The sequence below is a fragment of the Pedococcus sp. P1_H8 genome (assembly GCF_056405175.1).
The window spans coordinates 1-445 of the sequence record NZ_JBFUCP010000241.1; the positions used below are offsets into that span (position 1 = coordinate 1).

General features: G+C 68.5%; 1 protein-coding gene. It reads left to right on the forward strand.

The window, feature by feature from the left end:
- Positions 1-318 (forward strand): hypothetical protein (locus tag AC1DYG_RS19790; RefSeq protein ID WP_477641554.1); only part of this gene is annotated, 318 nt, incomplete at its 5' end.
- Positions 319-445: the final 127 nt, after the last annotated feature.

Below are 445 nucleotides of genomic sequence, written 5' to 3' on the forward strand. Positions count from 1 at the left end.
CACCTGCTCATGGCAGGCATCGGCAGTCTCCTCGTCCCCCAACAGTCCGCTCGCGAGCGCGAGGCCGAGGAGACCGCCTATCTGTCGGGCGGTTCGGGACACGGTTCGACTCGGACCGGACTCGGCCGTGACCGGTGCACCTGCATTTGCGAGAGCGGCCCGGTACCACTCGACCGCACCAGCGAGATCTCCGCTGTACAAGGCGAGATGCCCTCTCGCAAAGTTCGCGACCTCGAGCGACTCCGCGTCTCCCAGCTGTGCTGCGAGCTCGAGGCACAGCGCGACCCGTGCCGCAGCCTCGCCGAGTTGACCCTGTAGTCCCGCCAACACGCTGTCGCCGTACAGCGAGTTCAGACGTTCCTCGGCCCGCGCGGTGCCGGAGCTTGCCAGGGCGCGGCCCAGCCAATGCCTGGCCTCCGACAACAGGCCCCGGCACGTCCAGAAC